This window comes from Vibrio sp. A37, from assembly GCF_059777565.1.
The window spans coordinates 24,344-45,357 of the sequence record NZ_JBLNLI010000004.1; the positions used below are offsets into that span (position 1 = coordinate 24,344).

Sequence of the window (21,014 nt, forward strand, 5' to 3'; positions counted from 1 at the left end):
TATGATTTTGCCCGCAGTGGAATAAAAAATTCCAAAGACTTCTCAACCGTCATATTAGATCTATGCGGGATACAAAAAATTTAATTAGAATTAAATATTTCGATCTTGATCTATGAAATGGAATATATTATTCGTTTATTCTCTATTCATACCAACATACACAATTCGGGAAGTAGTGATGGATTTAACCAAATTAGTGACAGAGAGTCGCAACAGTGCCAGTGAAAATATCGATACGCTTTCAACAATGGACATGCTCAAGGTCATCAATGATGACGACAAGAAAGTCGCGCTTGCAGTGGAAAAAACATTACCCGAGATAACCGAGACTGTAGACGCGATTGTGCACGCTTTTTCTCAAGGAGGGCGGTTGATTTACGTTGGAGCAGGGACATCTGGCCGATTAGGGATACTCGACGCGAGTGAATGCCCTCCAACATACGGTACAAATCCAGATTTAGTCGTTGGCCTTATTGCTGGTGGCCACAAAGCGATAACTCAGGCGGTTGAGAACGCAGAAGATAGCCCGGAAATGGGGGTTGAGGATTTAAAATGTATCGAGTTTTCTGAACGAGACGTATTGGTAGGAATCGCTGCTAGCGGCCGTACTCCGTATGTTTTAGGGGCGATGGAATATGCTCGCTCTCTCAATGCTAAAGTGGCGAGTATCAGTTGTAATCCAGAATCTCCGATGGCTCAGGTTGCAAACTTTAGCATTACGCCAGTTGTCGGCCCTGAAATCGTAACGGGCTCGTCTCGTATGAAAGCAGGAACCGCGCAAAAGCTTATTTTAAATATGCTCACAACTGGCTCCATGATCCGCTCAGGCAAGGTATATGGAAATTTAATGGTTGACGTAGAAGCGACCAATGAAAAGCTGGTTGAGCGTCAAAAAAGAATCGTAATGGAAGCGACAGAATGTTCTCGTGAAGTGGCTGAAAGCGCTTTGGAAGAGTGTGGACACCACTGCAAAACCGCTATTGTGATGATTTTAACCAACCACAGCAATGTTGAGGCTCGTGCTCTTTTAAAGCAAAGCAAAGGATTTGTTAGAGAGGCGTTGGACTTAGGCTGCAAATAAGCTGAATAACGTTATATACCTACATTGGAAGGAATCAAATCGCGATGGCAAAAATCAATCGAGACATGATAGCGCAAATTATTGACGCTATTGGAGGTGAAGGTAACGTTGCCTTATGTACCAACTGCATGACGCGGCTTAGGTTGGGGTTAAACAATGAAGCTTTAGCCGATAAAGATAGGATTAAAAGAATAACGGGTGTGCTTGGTTTAGTGGAAAGCGACAGTCAGCTGCAAATTGTTCTCGGTCCGGGAAAAGCGCAGACTGCCGCAGAAATGATGAATACTATGCTAAATGAACGCCCAGAGATGGGCGCGGCTATGACAACGCCTGAGGGTGTTGAATTTGGTACAGACTTAGGCTCCATTGCCAGTGAGCGCAAGAAAAGTATCAAAGCTAAACAAACAAACTCAATCCACAAGTTTCTGTCGAAATTCGCCACAATCTTTACTCCTCTCATTCCCGGGTTTATTGCCGCAGGTTTGTTGTTAGGATTTGCAACCTTACTTGAGCAAGTTCTATTAGAAGGTGTCGCCAATCCGAATCAAGATTTGGTTTATCTCATAGGCTATATGAAGGTTTTCAGTAAGGGACTATTCAGTTTCTTAAGTATTTTGATTGGATATAACGCTCAGAAAGCATTCGGTGGCTCAGGTGTGAATGGAGCTATTATTGCCTCGCTATTTTTGCTGGGGTATGACCCAAATGTCGCCAAGGGATTTTATTCAGGTATCGATTCGTTCTTTGGCCTCGCAATTGAGCCGAGAGGCAATATCATTGGTGTGCTCATTGCCGCAATCTTAGGCGCCCAAGTCGAGAAAACGATTCGACGTTATATACCAGATAGCCTAGATATGATCTTCACGTCTTTCTTTACGCTGCTATTTATGGGTGTTGTGACTTTCGTTGTGATCATGCCTATTGGTGGTTATTTGTATGAGGGTATGTCTTGGTTGTTCTTAAACCTCAATGGCAACCCTATCGGTAGCGCTATTCTAGCGGGCCTATTTTTAATCTCGGTTATGTTTGGTATCCACCAAGGTTTTGTACCAGTGTATTTTGCATTGATGGATACTCAAGGTTTCAACTCTCTGTTTCCAATTCTAGCGATGGCAGGGGCAGGGCAGGTGGGCGCTGCCTTGGCGCTTTACTATAAATCGGCCAAGAATTCTTTATTGAGAACTCAGGTTAAAGGCTCTATTTTCCCCGGCTTCTTAGGTATCGGTGAGCCGCTTATTTACGGGGTGACTTTGCCAAGGGTGAAGCCTTTTATTACTGCGTGTTTAGGTGGCTCTGTCGGCGGTTTATTTATTGGTAGTGTTGCTTATTTTGGCTTGCCTATTGGTTTAAATACCGTGTTTGGTCCATCTGGTCTTGTTGCCCTGCCACTAATGACTTCCACAGACGGAATATTTGCTGGAATGAGCGTGTATTTGGTCGGCATTGTTATCTCTTACATTGCTGGTTTCGCTTTTACCTACCTTTTTGGAACAAAGGGCGTCGATCTCAGCTGATCACCATAGCTTTCATGTTGGGTAGGCGAAAGCCTATCCAAATCTAGCTTGTTTGAAGGTTAGGTAAAGCAAATCAGTATTTTTCACCTCTCTCATTTGATCGTTACTAAGGAAAGTTGTTATGTTCAAAAAATGGACGTCAGCACTCGTTTTCGCTGGTGCAAATTTAATTGTGAATCCCACCTTTGCTCACCAAACTCCTACTCATATCCATAATGAAATATTGTCGCCGAGTACGACACAAGTGTATGATTTTTCCAACGTCGACTCGCTGATAATGTCGGATGTTGAGAATGGATTCCCTGGGGCAACATTAGGTGTTTGGTATAAAGGTGAAATCGTCAATTTGTCTGCTTACGGCTCCCGCAAAATTCATGATGAAAACACTCCAAAACGAGAAATGGGCAGTAGTGATCATAATAACCTTCCCAGCTTGCCTACTGAGGAATTGATTCCTACGACCATAGACACTATTTACGACTTGGCATCCAACACTAAAATGTATTCCACTAACTATGCGCTACAGTATCTTGTTAGCCAAGGAAAGCTCGATTTAGACAGTAAGGTCGAAGATATATTGCCGGACTTCAAAGACAACGAGTGCAAAGAAGGCGTTGAAGACTGCCAAATCATTAAGGGCAAAGCTTTGGTTACGGTGAGAGATCTACTGCATCACACTGCCGGAAACGAACCAACAGTGGAATACTATATGGAGTCGGGTGATATGTATTCCCAGCAGCGCGAAAAAACGATGGAATTAATGCTCAAAACGGACTTGAAGTATCCACCACATACCGTTGTCGCTTACTCAGACATCGACTATATGATTCTTGGCCAAATTATTGAGAAGTTAACAGGCCAACGACAAGATGAGTTTGTAGAAAAAACATTCTATGCGCCGTTGGGGCTAAAAAGTACCGGATACACCTTGCTTGATCATCCTGTAAATGGTCGTAGCTATACCCCCGATCAGTTTGCAGCAACAGAAGTGTATGGCAACACAAGAGAAGGGCAACTTACCTTTGATAACATTCGTACCTACACTCTGCAGGGTGAGGTTCATGATGAGAAAACCTACTATTCAATGCAAGGTATTGCGGGGCACGCAGGGCTATTCTCCAACGTTACTGAGATGCTGAAGTTAATGTCACTGATGATTAACGGTGGAAGTGACAATGGGATTCAATATTTCACGCCGAGCGTAATTGATGAGTTTCTAACATTAAACCCAGATTTTAAGAGCAAAGGTTTCGCTCTTGGATGGAATGTTAATTACAACAAAGGCAAATCTTGGTTATTTGGTGATTACGCCAGCGAGTCTACCTTTGGTCACTCAGGGTGGGTCGGTATTGCCTCACTGATTGACCCAGAAAACCAAGTCATGGTTGTTTTGCTATCAAACAAGAAAAACACGCATATTAAAATGGATTGCGCCAGTGAGTTTTGCGGCTCATTTGAAGGTGATAGCATGAATGTTGGTCGTTATGGGCCAGTTATGAACGAAGTGTATAAGTCGCTTGGGTTGGCGGGTCAACCTCAATTCGTGGTGCAGCCAGAGGTTTTGAGCATACTCCCCATTCACTAGTTTTTAATACGACCCAAAAGTGTATCAAGAGCAGTAAATTACAGCGGGAAGGAATTCTTGTCACCACAATCTGGACCAGATTATCTGGTCCTTTTGTAATCTTGCTCTTCTATTCTATCTACATTTGATCAAAATCGAGCGGAAGAACCAATTATCCAAAGCCCAGACTCATGACCAACCCAATATATCGCGTTGACGCCCGAGAATGAATGATTACTCAGTAATTTAAAAAGGGAGCTACACTTGAATCAATGAGCTGTATAAGTAGAGCTTGACTATGCGTTATTTTTTAACAGTTTTGGTACCTCTATATTCAGGCTTTGTCTGTGCGCAAACATTGGTGTTGGCTACACACAACCTGCCTCCGTATGGAAGCTATTCAAAAGGAGCCGAAGTTTTACCTATTGCGAATGAGCAATTTACTGGAATAGCGGTAGATCGTGTACGATGTGTTTTCAATAGGCTAAACATACCACTAACTATCCAAGTGTTACCTTGGGCGAGAGCTCAGCTACTTGCACAAAAAGGCGACGTTGATGGTTTCTTTGCGGGCTCCCAAAATGATCTCCGTGATGGCTATGCCAAAAGAACAAACATTATTGCTGAACAAAAGTGGAGTTGGTATTGGTTAAAAGCTAATCCACAGAGTGTTGGTGAATTGAAGCAAGGAACAAGAATCGGTGCGTTTATCGGATCAAATATGTTGCGTTGGCTTGAAGCCAATAATTACCCAGTTGTGAGTAAGCCCGTGACAACAGAGCAACTGTTGTTGCAACTAAAAAAAGCTCGTATTGACATTTTTTTAGCAAATAACTTAGTCGCTGAAAAGTTGCTCAAAGAACACAAAATGACCAATGAGATTGACTCGGCTATATTGAAAGACAAGCCCCTTTATCTGTATTTCAATAAGAAAAGATTGGAGGCTTGGCCTCAATTAGTTTCCAACTTTAATGATACATTGAAATTGTGTTCTGAAGAGGGCGTTCCTTGATGACATGCCCTCTAATTTATTAGTGCCTATTTAAGCTCTGGCCAATAGCCCTTATTGGCTTCAATAAGAGCGTCTAAAACCTTACGTGCTTTTTTCGCATCAACAACAGTGCGGTTCAATGTCAGCGCTTGGAGCGCTTTAGTATAAGAACCTTCAAACCATGCTTCGACAGTTAGGCGCTCATAAGCGAACTGCTGTTCAATGAGTCCTTTGTAGAACGTTGGGATTTTGCCAACCCCATATGGACGTGGACCATTGAAGCCTAGTTCTGCAGTGACTTCAACCATGACATCGTCATCAAGGTTTGCTACTAAGCCATTGTTTTCAAGGATGACGACAAATTTACGCTTTTGGTTAAATGCAATGGATTCCGCGACCTCTACAATCATGTCGCCGTGCGCGTCATTGTGTACCACCGTTGAGTTTTGTGTTGTCCCCGTTAATACGGCTTGGCGACACTCGTCAAATACGCGCTTTTCACGGCCATCCATGACTTCGTTAGCGCGAGTGTATTCTGCATCTAGCTTCGATAGCTTGTATTCTGGATACAGATAATATTGCAGGTATGTATTTGGCAAGTAATCTGGGAAATCATTCATCATGTCAGCAACTGCAGCATAGGTGTCTAACCACGATTGATCACGTTGCTCCGCATCGACTGGCCTAAAGCCGTTCTCTGCAATAAATGCTTTAAGCTTAGGTGCCAGATCTTCCCCTTGTTGGTTGTATAGATGGGTGAACCAACCAAAGTGGTTTAATCCGAAGTATACCGGATCGAATTCATCAGGGTTAACATCAAGCAAACGACCGTAAGAGCGAAGTAAGTTGACCGGTTGATCGCAGATATTTAGGATACGTTCATCGTCTGGGAAACGCTTCTTCAATGCGTCTGCAACGATGGCTGCAGGGTTAGTGTAATTCAAAATCCAAGCTTCTGGCGCGCGGCTGCGAACGTCTTCGACCATGTCGATCATGTCGCCAATAGAGCGCATACCGTAAGCAAATCCACCCGGGCCACATGTTTCTTGGCCTATCACGCCGTGTTGCAGTGGGATTTTTTCGTCCTTTTCACGCATTTCATAACCGCCAGTGCGCATTTGGCACAACACGAAGTCTACGTCTTTGTAGGCAACGTCTTTGTCAGTTGTATATTCAAACTCTAGTTCAGGATATTCTTCTGAAAATAGCAGTTTTGCGTATTCGCCAATCACCTCTTGGCGCGCTGCATTGACGTCAAACATTACTAAGCGTTTTAGAGGGAAAGATTCCTTCCGTTTACACAGGGCTTTTAAAAGACCTGGCGTCCATGTAGAACCACCGCCAACTAGAACAATATTAAATGCGTTTTTCATTATTTCATCTCACTATAAGAATTTGGTTTGATGGCCCTAATCGCACTAGGGCCGAATAAAATTTGAATGTTGAATCTCTATACTGCCAATGCTCGTTTTACGTCGTTGGCAATACTTTCGACCTGTGGGCCGTAGATAACTTGCAAGTCAACATCTGTCGCACGTTTGATGCCAGAAGCGCCGGTAGCGATCAGTGAATCATCTTTAATTTTTGCCATATCCAATACTTTGACGCGTAAACGAGTAAAGCAGTTGTCGATGAGCTTGATGTTCGCTGCACCGCCAAGTCCTAAAATTATCTCTTTGGCTTTTTCTGAAGCGGGAATAGTGTTGATTACCGCTTCTGGACTGATTTCCTCGCGACCGGGTGTTTTTACATTCATACGCATGATGACTGTGCGGAAAACAAAGTAGTAAATAGGGAAGTAACATGCACCCACTAACACAGTGAACCACCAAGAGGTTTTCGCACCACCCAATATTCCGAATACGAGTAGGTCAATCACACCGCCCTGCACGTTGCCGATGATGACGCCGAAGATTTGCATCAATGCGAAAGACAAGCCGGTCATCACAGCATGGAATAGATACAACAGTGGTGACACAAAGATAAAGCTGAACTCTAGTGGCTCAGTAATTCCTGTAGTGAATGAAGCGAGGGCACCAGCCAACACAAGTGCTTTGACTCGGGTTTTGTTTTTTGCATCGGCACAGTGATACATCGCAAGTGCTGCACCAGGTAGGCCAAACATCATCACTGGGATTTTCCCTTGAGCAAGGAATCGAGTTGCTTCGCGAACGGTATCTAGGCTAATCGAGCTAGGGTTGGTTAACCATGCGTTAAAGATATTGAGTGCCCCTACGATATTCTCACCATGAACATGAGCAACACCACCAATGGGAGTAAAACGAACGGTTTCGTTCAGTATATGGTGCAGCCCAGTTGGAATGAGAAGACGTTCAGAAAAGGCAAACAGGAATGTACCGAAACTGCCCATTTGGCCAATAAACTCCCCAACTTTTGCTATACCTGCACCGATGGTTGGCCAAATAAATGACAAGCCGACCCCTACTAGAGGAAGAACGATAACCGTAATAATGGGAACGAATCGACGACCACCAAAGAAATTGATCGCTGTTGGAAGCGTGATGGTATAGAAGCGGTTGTGCAGATAAACGGTGACCAGCCCGGCAATTACCCCGCCTAATACACTCATGTGGTAGGTGAAAATACCCAATGTATGCCCAAACTCTGCGGAATATATCATCGCAGATGTGCTGTCCATGCCTTGAGATACCAGATAGTCCACGGATGTAGTAGCAGGAGTGAGTCCTTGCGCAAGCAAGCTATAGTTCACGCCTACGTGCATAGCCATAAAACCGATGATAGCCGCAAAAGCAGCGGTTGGCTTTTCCTCTTTCGCTAGGCCAATGGCTGCGGCTACGGCAAAAAATAGTGGAAGATTGGCGAACAGTGAACCAGAAACCTTGCGAATAAACCCGAGAATCAGCTGAACGATCTCAAGCTGATTAAACTCTTGTCCGGTGATATTCGGATTTTGTAGAGCTGCGGCTAGGCCTAGGAAAATACCTGCTGCGGCGATGACCGAAATCGGCATCATGAGCGCTTTCCCTAAGTCTTGTAATTTAGAACCCAGATGTTTCATAACTGGATACTCCATATTTTAATTGTAAGTTGCGATGTTCTAATTTCCGCTTCATTAAAATGGTTTTTGTGTATAGTTGTCTATACAAGTTTACTTGTGTTGTGAGTTCTATCACGAACGTCGTCCGCTGGATAGTTAATAATGTTCATACTCTATAGGATGAGAAACAAATTTAACTTATTGAATTATTTGTATAAGCAAGGTGAATGTATGAAGGTGGTAATTGCACCAGACTCTTATAAAGAAAGTTTATCCGCTTTGGAGGTGGCTGAAGCTATCGAGCGAGGGTTTAGAACTTACTACCCAAACGCAGAAATTGTTAAAGTTCCTATGGCTGATGGAGGGGAAGGGACTGTGCAATCCCTCGTTGATGCGACGGGTGGAGAAGTTGTAGAGCTTAATATCACAGGGCCTCTGGGTAGAACAGTGAAAGGCTTTTATGGCTTAACAGGCGATAAGAAAACCGCGGTTATTGAGGTCGCTGCTGCTGCGGGATTACACCTTGTCCCTACTGACAAGCGAGATCCGATGAAAACGACTTCTTTTGGCGTTGGTGAGTTAATCCTATCTGCGTTAGATAAAGGCGTGAAGCGCATTATCATTGGACTAGGTGGTAGTGGTACTAATGACGCTGGTGCTGGGATCCTCGTCGCGTTGGGTGCAAAGTTATTAAATGCTTCTGGCCAACAGTTAGAGTTAGGGGGAGGGGCATTACAACAGGTTAATAAACTGGATCTGTCTCACTTAGATAAGCGACTAGCTGATGCTGAAATCGTTGTCGCATGTGATGTGGATACACCATTATGTGGACCTTCTGGTGCCAGTTATATTTTTGGGCCTCAAAAAGGTGCGACACCTGAGATGGTGAAAGAGCTGGACACTTGTCTTTCGACGTTTGCAGATCTACTTGAAAATGCCGTGAATCAATCAGTTCGCAATGTACCGGGAGCTGGGGCGGCTGGCGGGATAGGCGTGGCACTTTTGGGGGCGCTCAACGCTGAGTTGAGTTCTGGAATTGATATTGTGATTGAAGCCACTGAACTCAGAAAACAAATGGAAAACGCCGATCTCGTTATTACTGGTGAAGGACGAATTGACAGCCAGAGTATTCACGGTAAAACCCCTGTTGGTGTCGCGAAATTAGCGAAAGAGTTTCAACTTCCAGTAATAGGTATTGCTGGGAGTATTTCTCATGATGTTGGTGTTGTTCATGAGCATGGTATCGACTCAGTGTTCAGTGTGGTTAATGGTGCTTGTAGCTTGGATGAAGCATTTAAAAATGCCGCTAAGAATGTTGAACTTACCGCGCAAAATGTTGCATCATTGCTGCACAGTTCAACCCACTTGTCTAGATGACTATACCTTGATAAGAATGGCAAAATAATCAATAGATTGAAATAGAGTAACGGATAATGATCGACAAATTTTCTCCCATCCCCATGTATCTGCAGATAGAGCAATTGCTCACTGAAAAGATTACTAATGGTGAATTGAAGCCGGGGGATATGTTGCCCTCTGAGCCAGACATGACAGAACTGTATGGTGTGTCGAGAATGACAATTCGCAAAGCTGTTGATTATTTGGTGCGCCAAGGCGTAGTGGAACGTCAACGTGGAAGAGGCACATTTGTCGCTGAACCCAAGGCACAATTTAAAATGCCTCTTCCTTTGGATAAACACCTTACATCCAGTGAAGTGGCGGAGTGTTTAAATGCGACAATTAAGAACAAGCTTTTGCACCTTTCAAAAGAAGTGGCGGGTGAGGAAGTGTCTCAGGCATTGAGTGTTGAAGTCGGTACACCCGTTTGGTTAATGACACGCCTGCGTATGATTGGCGATGTGCCGTTTGTATATGAGCGCACTCATATGCTGTTTGAGCCGTTTCAAGATTTAACGGAGCAAAATTTGAACGGTTCTAAATATCATTTTGTTGAGCAGCATGGTCATAAAATTATGGGAAGTGAAAAGCAGATAAAGGCAGAGCTTCCATCCCAAGAAATTCGTGGCTTGTTGGGGTTAAGGCGTGATGAGCCAGTCCTAAATGCTCTTTCAGTGGCGTATTTGGACGAAAAAATCCCATTTGAAGTTTCAAATATTTATTACAACCAAGAGTATTACACTTTTACGTTAAGCAGTGAGCGCTAGCCTTGAACTAATAAAGCTATTTCGCTTTAGTGCCATGATTCTTAAAATCTTCGACGGCAAAGTCTATCAGGGCTCTTACTTTTTTCGGAATGACTTTTCCAGCTAAATAGACAGCGTTGACAGGGAGTGTCTGCCTAGAATAGTGATTAAGCAGTGTTTTGATACAATTTTGTTCAATTGCTTCGTCAAGAACGAAGTCTGGGCATAGTGCTACCCCTCGTCCTTCAATCGCCCAATTTCTTGCGATGTGTGCGCTGTTTACCATTAACTCCATTCGTGGGCTAAACGTTTCCTGTTGATCCCCGTTAAAAAATGTCCATTTGCCGTGATCCCTTTGGTTTGTATCGACGATGCAAGTATGGTCGGCGAGATCTTGAAGTGTTCTTGGTGTGCCATTCGACTCTAAGTAGCGAGGAGAAGCAATAAGATAGCTGGTGATCTCCCCTAACTTACGTGTTTTGAGATTGGCTGTGTTAGGAACTCCAACTCGAAAGGCTAAATCAAAGCCATCGGAGGCTAAGTCAACAAAGTTATCATTTAGGCGAAGATCGATAGAAAGCTCTGGGTGCAAGGCAGAGAATCGGCTTACTAAGCCAGACACGTATATTTCTCCGAAGGTGACTGGGGCTGAAATACGTAATAAGCCAGTGAGGCTCTCTGAGTCTTCAGATACCGAGCCCAATAGTTCTTCTAACTCTTGGAGTAGGATGGGGGCACGGGTCAGCAATTCTTCCCCGGTCGGGGTTAGGCTTACTTTTCGGGTCGTTCTCTGTAGGAGCCTTGCCCCAATGCGCTCTTCTAACTGGGCAACGTATTTTGACGTAATACGATTTGAAACGCCAAGCCGTTTTGCCGCTTGTGTAAAAGACCCAGTCTGTGCGGTCGCGACAAATGCATTCAAGCCATCAATTAAGTCCATATTAACTCTCAATTAGGAACATATTGTTGATAATCATTCTACATAATCAACATTGTATTGAAAAGTATAAGACGTAATACTTCTTCATATCGAACGCATAAGTAATGCTTAGTCCACTCAACTCATTGAAGGAGAGGTCATTATGATTGAACTTAAAACCGCACCATACGCTGCATTAATGCTGCGTGTTATATCTGGTACTTTGTTTCTAGCACATGCGATGCTTAAAGTATTTGTATTCACTATCCCAGGCACTATCGGTTATTTCGAAAGCTTAGGATTGCCAGCAATAGCTGTTTATTTCACCCTTTTTGCTGAAATTGCAGGTGGTTTAGCTTTGATTTTCGGTGTCGCCACACGAGTTGTTTCATTGGCTTTAGTCCCACTTTTATTAGGTGTCATTTGGGCGCATTCAGGAAATGGCTGGGTGTTTAGCAATACTGGTGGTGGCTGGGAGTTCCCGCTATTCTGGCTAATGGTACAGGTCGCGACGGGGTTGTTAGGTAGTGGTGCTTACGCACTCAAAATCCCCATGGTTAATAGGCTATTAGGCCAATACGCTTAATGCTACTCAGGTACTGCTTGTCAGTACCTGAGCGAGATTCCACAACATTCAACCTCAAAAGTTAGCGCTATAAGGAGAATAAAAAAGTTGTAATGAGCGCCGCTTTATCGTTGTTAATGTCCTCAATTGGGGTACTTATAGCCGAAATATTCAATGCCGTAATACTGTTATATTATCCCAATTGGTTTTTAGCAATCTGATGGCGTTGTTCATAACAGAGGCTTTCATATTCTGGCAAATAGGCGATATTCGATTTGCAATCCACGTAGTTTAATTTTTCCTTACTTAGATTCATCGCAATTGAGTGCATGAGTGATTCATGGTTGAAGGTGTACTTATACCCTTGAAAGCCAATGAAAACGAATAGTCCAGCAACTATTGCGAATAATACAGTTCTTTTCCTCATTCCTTTCCCTTATACATTAGTATTTATAAGCTCTTTATTTCATATCGTATAGTGTTCGGGTTGCCTTTACCATCCTTTGGTAAGGTATCATGTGATAACTAATTTTTTGCTATTAATATTATTTATTTAACAAATGTTTGTATGTTAATTTACATCTATGAAGGGTAAGTTTAGGGGTAAATATTAATTATAGTACTGGTGTTAAATTGAAACTGATATGGTTAATCCGAAGGATATACATTGGATTTTAAATGAAGTGACGCACTTTTATATTCGTTCGAAATGCATCACTTTAAATGTAGAGTTTAGGGTTATATCAACGCCAGTAATTTTGTGATCAGAACATTGCTGGAATTGTTGTTATCTAGATCTCCACCACTCAACTAAGTGCAGCAAGCCAAATAGGCCATGAGCGTAAAAGTAGGTTTCAATAAGACCGACGCTTGTTTTATGTATTTCAAGTAACAAAGGGCTCAATTGTCCCGTACTGGCGGTTAAATACCATAAGCACCCCGTTAAGATGGCCAGTAGCAAAGCTAATAACCCTAAACCTTCAATAGTTGCCGATAAACCAGCTGGACGAGCCTTTGGTAACTTGAAGGTGAGCAGTGTCTTAATGTCTTCCACTATGACCGAAAAATTCTTGTATAGCCAAGGGTACATATCTGACAGTTTTCTACGGCGGATAACGACGATCATGAATACCAAGGTGACAGGTAACAGCGTTAAGCCACTATAAATATGGAATCGGCTGACGGTGTTTATATCATTCCAAGGCGTATCGCCGTGCACATGCATGAAGGAAGAAGATATGATTTGTGTGAGCACCCATATTACAGTGAGGAGATGGAGAATTTTTTCTGATTTAGGTAGATTTTCAAATAGGGCGTTGAACCCTTCAGTTACGCGAGAAGTCATGGCTTTGTTCTTCGTCTTTTTTGTGTATCAAAGAATGTAACAGAGTTAACATTCGATTTCGGTTAGTGAGTCGACACTTTGCTCTAGTGAGTCGTGCGGATAAAAGACCGTGTCAGCCAGTATTCAATTCACTGACACGACATGATTAAGAAATCATTTATCTTGGTAGATGTGCTCTTCTTTTCGCATTTTCGTGCGGTGAGTTAAGCTAATAATCGCTACAAGTATGATAATGGCGATGAGTGAGATGACGCTCGTTGTCCCATCCCCTAAGCCAAACCCTCCAGCGGCTACTGGTTTACCAAGCAAATCAGCGCCAGCTGCACCAAAGGGGCGGGTTAGAATGTAGCTCACCCAAAAAAGCGCAATATTGTTTACGCCTAGTAGATATAAGGCTGTTGGCATCGCTAGCATCACGATTCCAAAAAAGATTGCTGCATCGAGAAAGCCTAAATGCAGACCATTTGATACCCAGTCTCCAGCTGCGGTTCCAAAACAAAAGGTGAGAAATATGACTGCCCAATAAAAGATTTCTCTTTTAGGAGTATTAATACAGTGCATGTCCAAAGAGTTTTCGCTCCGATGCCAAATTGCGAGAGCTGCGAGAAGCAGAGCCAAGAAGCTTGATGTAGTCACGATGAACGGCACTCCAATAAAATGGATTGTGTCGGCAAACATAGTGCTAAAGACAGCTATTAACACAATGACGGTCCAATACATCCACGGGACATACCGTTTGTAGCGGATTTGAATCACAATGGATGCAACCAAGCCTACGAGTAAAAGGAATAGCGTGATAAAAGTGGCGGTGCCTAAGTGTTCACCTAAGAAATCTGAAGTGGATTCTCCCGCAGTTGTAGAAATAATTTTGATAATCCAAAAGAATATCGTTACGTTTGCAACCTTATTTAAAGGCTTGGATTCTGTATGATTTTGCACAATGGAAAGCATGTTTAGCGTCTACCTATAAAAATTATCTGTATAGGTGATTTTTTGTGAAAAAGTTGTATACCCAGAATATTCGCCCGAAGAAGAGAAGAACACATTTAGTGTGAGGTTAGAAACTTTTAACTGGAAGAAAGATTTTAATTATCAAATAATTAAAGGTTATTTTTGCAAGCTATACCTATAATGAAGTGGCTTTTCTGAGCATTTTAATGGGCAAGATGTGGCTTTATATGATTGGAATTTAACTGAAACCTCACTCACTGTTTGCAAACCACTACATGTTAGTAGTGATTTACTAAACGCATAAGGCAGGCTTCAAATGCCTCAAGTATCTAAACTTTTCTCCATCTTGGTAGATTTCTTTGGTTAGTATTGGGTAATGAACACCACTATCTATCATTATATTATCCACCAAATCAGAGTCTTCAAGAAACATACCTTGCTGATCGGTGAAGTGTTCCCCTGACTTATTACTTACTCCTTTTAGCTCGTCGCAGTTCCTTTGTAGAAACTTACGTTCGTTATTGCTATAGCCAAGTACGAGTTTATTTAAACCTTTCGCTAAGCTAACCTTGTATACGGTGCCGACATCTGCATTTATAAACCCATTTTAGCTTTGGCAGAATAGCTATTCTTTATTTCATTATCTAGAGGATAAAGAGCGGTAAATCCATATTTTCCCAGAGCTCTTTCTTACGCGTCCCTTGTTCAATTGAATCCGACAGAAACACGTCTGGACCGGCTAGGTAGATACTTTTTATAGGATTATTTTATTTCATCAGCTGGTTTATTATCTTTATTGTCCATAACGAGAGGTTAAGGTGTAGTTAAGTGCAGAAGTCCATAAATAGTAAGCTTGGATTCATTTTATTTTAGAATTGCATTAGAGCTTATTAGAGTTGCAATATGCGACAGAATAGCTTGGTGATCACAAGTATTGAACGGTCTTACGAGCGCGAAAATGGACGAAATCTTCTTAGGAATGACATTTATTACCAAGTTCTTCGAATTATTTTTTCTGGTTCTTCTTCGGTTAAGTAAGCAAGTCGTATATACGTTAGTATTTCGCACATAATCAAGCATGGTTATTTTAGGGCTCTTTCCGTGTACTCCACCTTGATTTTATAGCGAGTATTGGAGTAGGGTTGTACGCGAGTACATTCCTTCAATAAATGAATTTTCAGATGAATAAATAGTCAAAAGTTAATATACAAAGTAAAGAAAACGAGTAATTAAAACTTTTATTTAACACGCTTATGCATAGTTGGTGACTTCTTAATTTTGAATATATTGATTATTCTATTTATTGCCGATATTAGTGAGTAAATTGTTATTATCATCCAAGTAACAACAAGAATGTTATTTCCAATAGAATTGGATTTACATTTTGTTACTTGATTGACAGCTATTTATTAGAACCTGTTTGTAGGCTATTTTATGATGCGAATGTGAACCGATAATCAATTTTTTTAGGGACACAACTATGGATGTGAGCCAAGACCTTTTGTCGTTTTGGGAAAATTTTGAGTGGCCATGTGGTGTAAAAGATCTCAACTCTCGTTTTCTGTATATCAATCCTGCATATAGGAGGATGCAGAATCTATCTCGGCAATATGACATTGAGGGTAAGTTTGATGGTGAACTGCCTACGTATACTCATGAGTTTGAGAAAGAGTTCCAAGCCCATGACCAGCTTGTTATTAAAAGTGATGCGACCAAGTCTTCAATAGAAATACACCCCTTTGGTAAACACAAACTGCTAGAGGGGTGGATTTTTCACAAGAAACCTTTTTATGCGCGAGACAATTTAATCGGGGTATATTTTTGGGCAGAGCCAGCAAGGTGTCTTGATAAGGACGTTTATACTACTTTTGGCCGCAAACCGACGTCTATTTTGTTGAACCCTCCGTCATCGATGCTGACAGAGCGAGAGTGGGAAGTACTGTACCTGTTATTGTCTGGTGAGCAGGCCAAAACAATTGCTACTGCGTTATCACTACAATACAACACTGTTAGGAAATATATCGAAAACATTCGATGCAAATTTGGAGTGCATTCAACCAAACAAGCGATCGACTTTTGTAAGCACAATGGCTGGGATAAATACATCCCAGCCAAGTACCTAGTTCGCCATAAAGTGCTCAATTAGTTATACGATGAGTCGTGGTCGGTGCTAGTCTGAACGACCTCGACCCTCAATTGCCCATTGCTGTTCAACTTTTCCGTTCCTGACGCCATACAAGGTGTCAAAGTTGTTTAGAGTAGTGTCACAGTGAGATGGAACTAGGATGACCTTGTCACCAAGAGTTAGTGCGCAATCTCCTTGATCTGAAATCAAGATACCGTGCTCATCGCCGCCACTCTTGTAAGTCACACCCTTTTCTTGCTCTACAATTGGCATGCCAAGATCAATAGACAGGCTCTTCATGCCTGCATCGATAACGATTCTATTACTATTCGGCTTACTAATTACGGTACTGATTACTTTTAGCGAGCAATCAAATTGACTATTAACAGAATCATTTTCTTCATCACCAATTTTACGATAGGCTGCGTCCATAAAGACATAAGAACCCGCTTGGATTTCAGTGAACTCCAATCCTTGATACGCAGCGAATGTACCAGTACCTCCGCCACTTATTATTTCAGGCGCTAACCCTTGTGGTTTAAGTGTGCTCTCAACAAAATCGAACAGGCTCTCTACAGCAGCTCTAGCGACTCGATTGCGCTCTGACAAGGTTGGGATGTGTTGTAAATGCCCAGAATATGCTTGAATACCAGCATAAGCGACATGATCGGTACTTACAATAATACGGATTAGGTTGAGTAGCTCTTCACCTACGTCGACACCGCAGCGCTGCTGCCCGCTTTCCACTTCAATCATGAGTTGGACCACGATATTTGCTCGCTTGGCTGCGAGGGCGATTTCGGCAACGTGAGCGGCACTGTCGATGACTTGGATAAAACGGGTGCTTGGATATTGCTGATGAAGGGATGTTAGCCTTTGTGTTTTCACTTGCCCTGCTATCGGCGTGGTAATCAGAATATCCTTTATTCCGCCTTTCGCCATCACCTCAGCTTCACCAAGCTTCGCGCAGCAAATGCCCTTCGCGCCAGCGTCTAATTGCATTTGTGCTATAGCAGGTATTTTATGAGCTTTAGTATGCGGTCTAAGTGATAACCCTAAACTATCTATGCGTTGTTGCATAGATTTCAGGTTGTTTTCTATTTTATCGAGATCAACGATTAGTGCGGGAGTATCTAGCGAATGGATATCCATTAAGAATCCTTAATTTGTATTATAGCCTATAGGAATAACTTGGTAATAAATTCTGTTTTTTATGATGAATTATATGTTTTTAAACCTTCAACTATATCAGCGGTTTTTTTATAAAACAATGGTCAACTCGACTATGTTTATTACTGAAGTTTTGATTAAGAATTAGGGGGAATTGGATTAGATTTTTTTAGTTTTAATTGAAGCTAATAGTAGAAGAGTAACTGAACTGAACACCCGCTGATAGTGATAATTCTATTATTTTACATTGCTGGTTATGTGTTAAATTTTACTGCTGGTTACTCTGCTAGTTAATTCCACTTCCACCTTCATCATAATATAATATTTTAATTATTTACTTTTAGAAAAAGTGTTGACCATTAGAAAATATGTAGTTATTTTGTATTTCGTTTTTGTGCAACTAGTTGTGTATTAATATTCTCTAGTGGAGTACTCATTGTTTGAGATGCTTATATTGCATAAAACAATAGCGCTTTACCCTAACCAATTGCTGGGTGCGCTATACATAGCCAACTAACTTTATGCTCGCCTCTTCACAAAAATCTTGAGCATTGTGACTGTTTGCCCACGTTAGTGGGCATTTTTTCATAGCCGTTCAATTAATTGGGTTTTATTGACTTGGTATGTAAAAGTCTAGCCTGACATTTTCTGTAGGTATCAATGGGCTCCGTTGCGAGATTTCTCTGACAGTAGTGTTCCCTACCTCGCTACCGTTTAAGATGTAAATTCACTTTTAATCAGGCGCATTTCTCTTTGATTGTCGTGTCGTTCCATGTCGACAACAAGCATTCAGCCTAAAATCCGTAAAAAAATGGAGTTAGTCGCTTCAGTTTTACGGGGAAAAAGCACGAGCTTCGTCAGCGATTTGTAATCTAGAGCTGTGTGGATATGGGCAATATCGCGTTAGTCCATTAAACACCGGTAGTGTATACTTGAATCTTCTTTCTTCGCCTGTCATTATTTCCCAAATTCAATCCAGTGTTGTCCTATGAAATATTTAGTTCCAGAATCAACAGAGTCGGAAAGATTGTTTTTACGACAATTCGTTGAGAGTGATTGGCAAGATCTCCACAAGTACTATTCTGATAGAGAAGCAACCCAGTACACCCTAAATAGGGATATGTCTCCAGCGGATACATGGCGATTACTTGCCTGTATGATTGGCCACTGGCAGATTAAAGGCTATGGTCCTTACGCAATTGAGCTTAAGTCAACTCAAAAAGTTATCGGTATATCCGGTTTCTGGTATCCTATTGAGTGGCCAGAGCCTGAGATTAAATGGGCCCTCTCCCGAGAATTTTGGGGGCAAAGTTTCGCAAAAGAAGCGACATTGTCAACTTTAGCTATAGCGAAAAAGTATTTGTCCGATAAAAGACTTATCAGTCTTATCCATTCAGATAACCTACGCTCTAAAAATCTTGCTATCTCTGTCAATGCGTCATTTGAAAAAAATATTGAATTTAGAAATAGTCAGTGGTGTGTGTATAGGCACCAATAGCTATTGTTTTTCGCTTGGTTGCTAACTCCTATAAGTTGACCGAAATTACTTTTATTTGGGTGGAACTTAATAGTCATCAGCCCATTGGAAACCTAGTTCTGTGAAAGTTTTGGGGCGGGAGCTGTTTTGCTTGTCCTACCCTTTTGATTCAACACACAGGTAAAAACTGCCAAGTTTTATTGTATTGCGACACTCGCTAGTTAACATGCCACTAAAATTACCGTAGTCTATCAATCGGTAATATGAACACCTCTATTAAGAAAGCAAGTAATCTCAATTTTATTTCCAACCGGTTTCATGCTGTCAGCGCTAAGAATTTGTGTTTGCAGCAATAATTGATTTTTTTGGGTGATAGAGTAGACGTTATACTCGTATATGGGAGTAGAAGAATAATGAGGGTTATTGAGAGTGAAGTGCAAAGAAGAAAACTTAACAGACTCACCTGTTATCATTACTTCCTTCGGTGATATTTGAGCTAATACATCAAAAGCTGGCTCACATTTAGAAAAATCAGCCACCACTGTGATTTCTTTTCCTTTATTCAGCGCTGCATAGACATCCGTATAATTTTTCAGTGTAGATGCACTGACATTACTAGCTAACATAGCCAACGAAGCGGCCAAAACATACTTCATAGTAAAGTTACCTAATCTTTCCGTGAATTAGAATACAACATTAACATTCAAGTTTTGGGTTGAAAACAGGCGTTTCCACTTGAATAAAAAAGAGTGATATGTACCACAAGCAAAGGCCGAAGATACAGAAGTAGAAATCACAACGCAAAACGATGACAGTTTTACTGACTACCTCGTAGTGACGGCATCGTACGTAGTATACCCTCTAAAAGATATGCGTTTAAATACGAGAGCATCGAATTACTTTATTCGAAGGCTAACCCTAGCTCAAGAGATACCTCGGGCTAGCCAGACTGAAACGTTTTGGGGCATTATCGCGTTAGGAAGACCGTTCAGTACATGTGATCACCAAGTAATTCTGTCGCACATTACGACATTAATAGGCTCTAGTATAATTCTTAAATAAAGTGGGTCCAAATGCGTTGTTCGTGGGTCGAAAACTAAATGAGCTCTTACTCGTTGTAGGCCCAAAACTCAGATGTAATCGGTCTAAGTGGTTTCGTTTGTGGGATGTTACAGTTAAGTGTGCTTCGAAAGTGTTATCGCCCTTCAATAAACTTATGCCATTCGTAGTGGCTTCTGCGGCTGTAAGTGTTTTTAAAATTAAAATAATCAAACTTGGAACGTTAAGTTGAGCTCACTTTTAATGTAAATCAGTATGTTATACAAGAAGTTAATTGGTACAATAATCTCAACTTCAACAAAAGTAATACAATATTATGAATGACTATAGACTAGCAGCGTCAGAGCTTTTAAATCGCAGAGTAGCAGGTACGAAAGCGCCGCGCTTAGACATACCGCAACGTCCTGAAAACCTAGATGATGCCTTACATATTCAATCTTCAATGATTGATTTACACAGTGATATGGTTGGAGGCTGGAAGTGTTTGCTTCCACTTGCTGAAGATAAGTTGGTCGTTGCTCCTATTTTTGCAGCGACAATCCAACGCGGTGAACAGTGTCAACTGTTTGCTGATAACGGTATGGCTCGGGTTGAGCCAGAAATCGCCTTTGTTTTAGGTAAAGAACTTCCAGCTAAAGCAGACGGTTATAGTGAAGAGGAAATCAATGATGCCATTGGTTCTTGCCATATGGCTCTTGAGTTAATGCAAGTTCGCTTTGCAGAAGATTCTGGTGCTGAATTTTACGAGAAACTCGCCGATTGCCTTGTCAATCAAGGAATGTTTATTGGCCCAGAAATATCAAGAGATAAGGCGTTCAACGCAGCAGAAGTTGCCGTAACGATTTCTCAAGGCGAGAAAAAGCGAGTGTTTGCTGGCAAGCACCCAAACCAATCGGCTCAAGCACCAATTTATTGGTTAATTAATTATATGACTCGCAGAGGAACCAGCTTTAAGGCGGGAGAGGCGATTATCACAGGATCTTACTGTGGTATTGTTGAGCTTGATTTTGATGCACCAACAACCATTACCTATGAGGCAATTGGAAGTTATCAAGTCACCTTTAGTCAGAATATCTAGGCTATCTGTAAA

General features: G+C 41.7%; 18 protein-coding genes. 10 read left to right on the plus strand and 8 right to left on the minus strand.

The features are described from left to right. Positions 1–178: 178 nt before the first annotated feature. The 4 genes from murQ to ACM2FC_RS08425 all read left to right on the plus strand — a co-directional run bounded on the left by murQ (position 179) and on the right by ACM2FC_RS08425 (position 5,171). Positions 179–1,081 (plus strand): N-acetylmuramic acid 6-phosphate etherase, encoded by a 903-nt coding sequence (gene murQ / locus ACM2FC_RS08410; RefSeq protein ID WP_498480454.1) that lies wholly within the window; start codon positions 179–181, stop codon positions 1,079–1,081. 44 nt (positions 1,082–1,125) lie between these two features. Continuing rightward, on the plus strand, positions 1,126–2,595 hold the full coding sequence (gene murP, locus ACM2FC_RS08415) for a PTS N-acetylmuramic acid transporter subunit IIBC (protein WP_498480455.1): 1,470 nt from the start codon (positions 1,126–1,128) through the stop codon (positions 2,593–2,595). A 121-nt stretch (positions 2,596–2,716) separates the two neighbouring features. Next, complete coding sequence (gene pbp4b, locus ACM2FC_RS08420; RefSeq protein WP_498480456.1) at positions 2,717–4,180, plus strand: penicillin binding protein PBP4B; 1,464 nt, start codon at positions 2,717–2,719, stop codon at positions 4,178–4,180. A gap of 277 nt (positions 4,181–4,457) precedes the next feature. Next, positions 4,458–5,171: a substrate-binding periplasmic protein gene (locus ACM2FC_RS08425; RefSeq protein ID WP_498480457.1), complete on the plus strand. Its 714-nt coding sequence runs from the start codon at positions 4,458–4,460 to the stop codon at positions 5,169–5,171. A 26-nt stretch (positions 5,172–5,197) separates the two neighbouring features. Here the strand turns inward: ACM2FC_RS08425 and ACM2FC_RS08430 are convergent, their stop codons facing one another. After that, positions 5,198–6,523 (minus strand): 6-phospho-alpha-glucosidase, encoded by a 1,326-nt coding sequence (locus ACM2FC_RS08430; RefSeq protein ID WP_498480458.1) that lies wholly within the window; start codon positions 6,521–6,523, stop codon positions 5,198–5,200. Between the two features lie 77 nt (positions 6,524–6,600). Continuing rightward, positions 6,601–8,190, minus strand: coding sequence for a PTS transporter subunit EIIC (locus ACM2FC_RS08435; protein WP_498480459.1), 1,590 nt, complete (start codon positions 8,188–8,190; stop codon positions 6,601–6,603). Between the two features lie 210 nt (positions 8,191–8,400). Between ACM2FC_RS08435 and ACM2FC_RS08440 the strand changes: the two genes are divergently transcribed. After that, the gene (locus ACM2FC_RS08440; protein ID WP_498480461.1) at positions 8,401–9,546 is read left to right on the plus strand and encodes a glycerate kinase; all 1,146 of its coding nucleotides are present in this window, start codon (positions 8,401–8,403) and stop codon (positions 9,544–9,546) included. 56 nt (positions 9,547–9,602) lie between these two features. Beyond that, the gene (locus ACM2FC_RS08445; RefSeq protein WP_498480462.1) at positions 9,603–10,334 is read left to right on the plus strand and encodes a GntR family transcriptional regulator; all 732 of its coding nucleotides are present in this window, start codon (positions 9,603–9,605) and stop codon (positions 10,332–10,334) included. 16 nt (positions 10,335–10,350) lie between these two features. On the opposite strand, the gene ACM2FC_RS08450 is transcribed toward ACM2FC_RS08445, so the two are convergent. Then, positions 10,351–11,253, minus strand: coding sequence for a LysR family transcriptional regulator (locus ACM2FC_RS08450; RefSeq protein ID WP_498480463.1), 903 nt, complete (start codon positions 11,251–11,253; stop codon positions 10,351–10,353). 142 nt (positions 11,254–11,395) lie between these two features. On the opposite strand from ACM2FC_RS08450, the gene ACM2FC_RS08455 reads away from it, so the two are divergent. Continuing rightward, positions 11,396–11,818, plus strand: a complete 423-nt coding sequence (locus ACM2FC_RS08455; protein ID WP_498480464.1) for a DoxX family protein — start codon at positions 11,396–11,398, stop codon at positions 11,816–11,818. A 172-nt stretch (positions 11,819–11,990) separates the two neighbouring features. Here the strand turns inward: ACM2FC_RS08455 and ACM2FC_RS08460 are convergent, their stop codons facing one another. The 3 genes from ACM2FC_RS08460 to ACM2FC_RS08470 form a co-directional block, all read right to left on the minus strand. Further along, a complete protein-coding gene (locus ACM2FC_RS08460; RefSeq protein ID WP_498480465.1) occupies positions 11,991–12,224 on the minus strand; it encodes a hypothetical protein in 234 nt (77 codons plus the stop codon). Between the two features lie 360 nt (positions 12,225–12,584). Beyond that, the gene (locus tag ACM2FC_RS08465) at positions 12,585–13,142 is read right to left on the minus strand and encodes a cytochrome b/b6 domain-containing protein (protein WP_498480466.1); all 558 of its coding nucleotides are present in this window, start codon (positions 13,140–13,142) and stop codon (positions 12,585–12,587) included. 153 nt (positions 13,143–13,295) lie between these two features. Next, positions 13,296–14,093 carry a COG4705 family protein gene (locus ACM2FC_RS08470; protein WP_498480467.1) on the minus strand — a complete coding sequence of 266 codons (798 nt, stop codon included), beginning with the start codon at positions 14,091–14,093 and terminating at the stop codon, positions 13,296–13,298. A 1,480-nt stretch (positions 14,094–15,573) separates the two neighbouring features. Between ACM2FC_RS08470 and ACM2FC_RS08475 the strand changes: the two genes are divergently transcribed. Next, positions 15,574–16,239 carry a helix-turn-helix transcriptional regulator gene (locus ACM2FC_RS08475; protein ID WP_498480468.1) on the plus strand — a complete coding sequence of 222 codons (666 nt, stop codon included), beginning with the start codon at positions 15,574–15,576 and terminating at the stop codon, positions 16,237–16,239. Positions 16,240–16,263: 24 nt separating this feature from the next. On the opposite strand, the gene ACM2FC_RS08480 is transcribed toward ACM2FC_RS08475, so the two are convergent. Next, positions 16,264–17,370 carry a DSD1 family PLP-dependent enzyme gene (locus ACM2FC_RS08480; RefSeq protein WP_498480469.1) on the minus strand — a complete coding sequence of 369 codons (1,107 nt, stop codon included), beginning with the start codon at positions 17,368–17,370 and terminating at the stop codon, positions 16,264–16,266. A 1,006-nt stretch (positions 17,371–18,376) separates the two neighbouring features. Between ACM2FC_RS08480 and ACM2FC_RS08485 the strand changes: the two genes are divergently transcribed. Beyond that, positions 18,377–18,886: a GNAT family N-acetyltransferase gene (locus tag ACM2FC_RS08485; protein WP_498480470.1), complete on the plus strand. Its 510-nt coding sequence runs from the start codon at positions 18,377–18,379 to the stop codon at positions 18,884–18,886. 230 nt (positions 18,887–19,116) lie between these two features. On the opposite strand, the gene ACM2FC_RS08490 is transcribed toward ACM2FC_RS08485, so the two are convergent. After that, positions 19,117–19,521: a VirK family protein gene (locus tag ACM2FC_RS08490; protein ID WP_498480471.1), complete on the minus strand. Its 405-nt coding sequence runs from the start codon at positions 19,519–19,521 to the stop codon at positions 19,117–19,119. A gap of 716 nt (positions 19,522–20,237) precedes the next feature. Here ACM2FC_RS08490 and ACM2FC_RS08495 point away from each other — a divergent pair. Beyond that, on the plus strand, positions 20,238–21,002 hold the full coding sequence (locus tag ACM2FC_RS08495) for a hydratase (protein WP_498480784.1): 765 nt from the start codon (positions 20,238–20,240) through the stop codon (positions 21,000–21,002). The last annotated feature ends 12 nt before the right edge of the window (positions 21,003–21,014 follow it).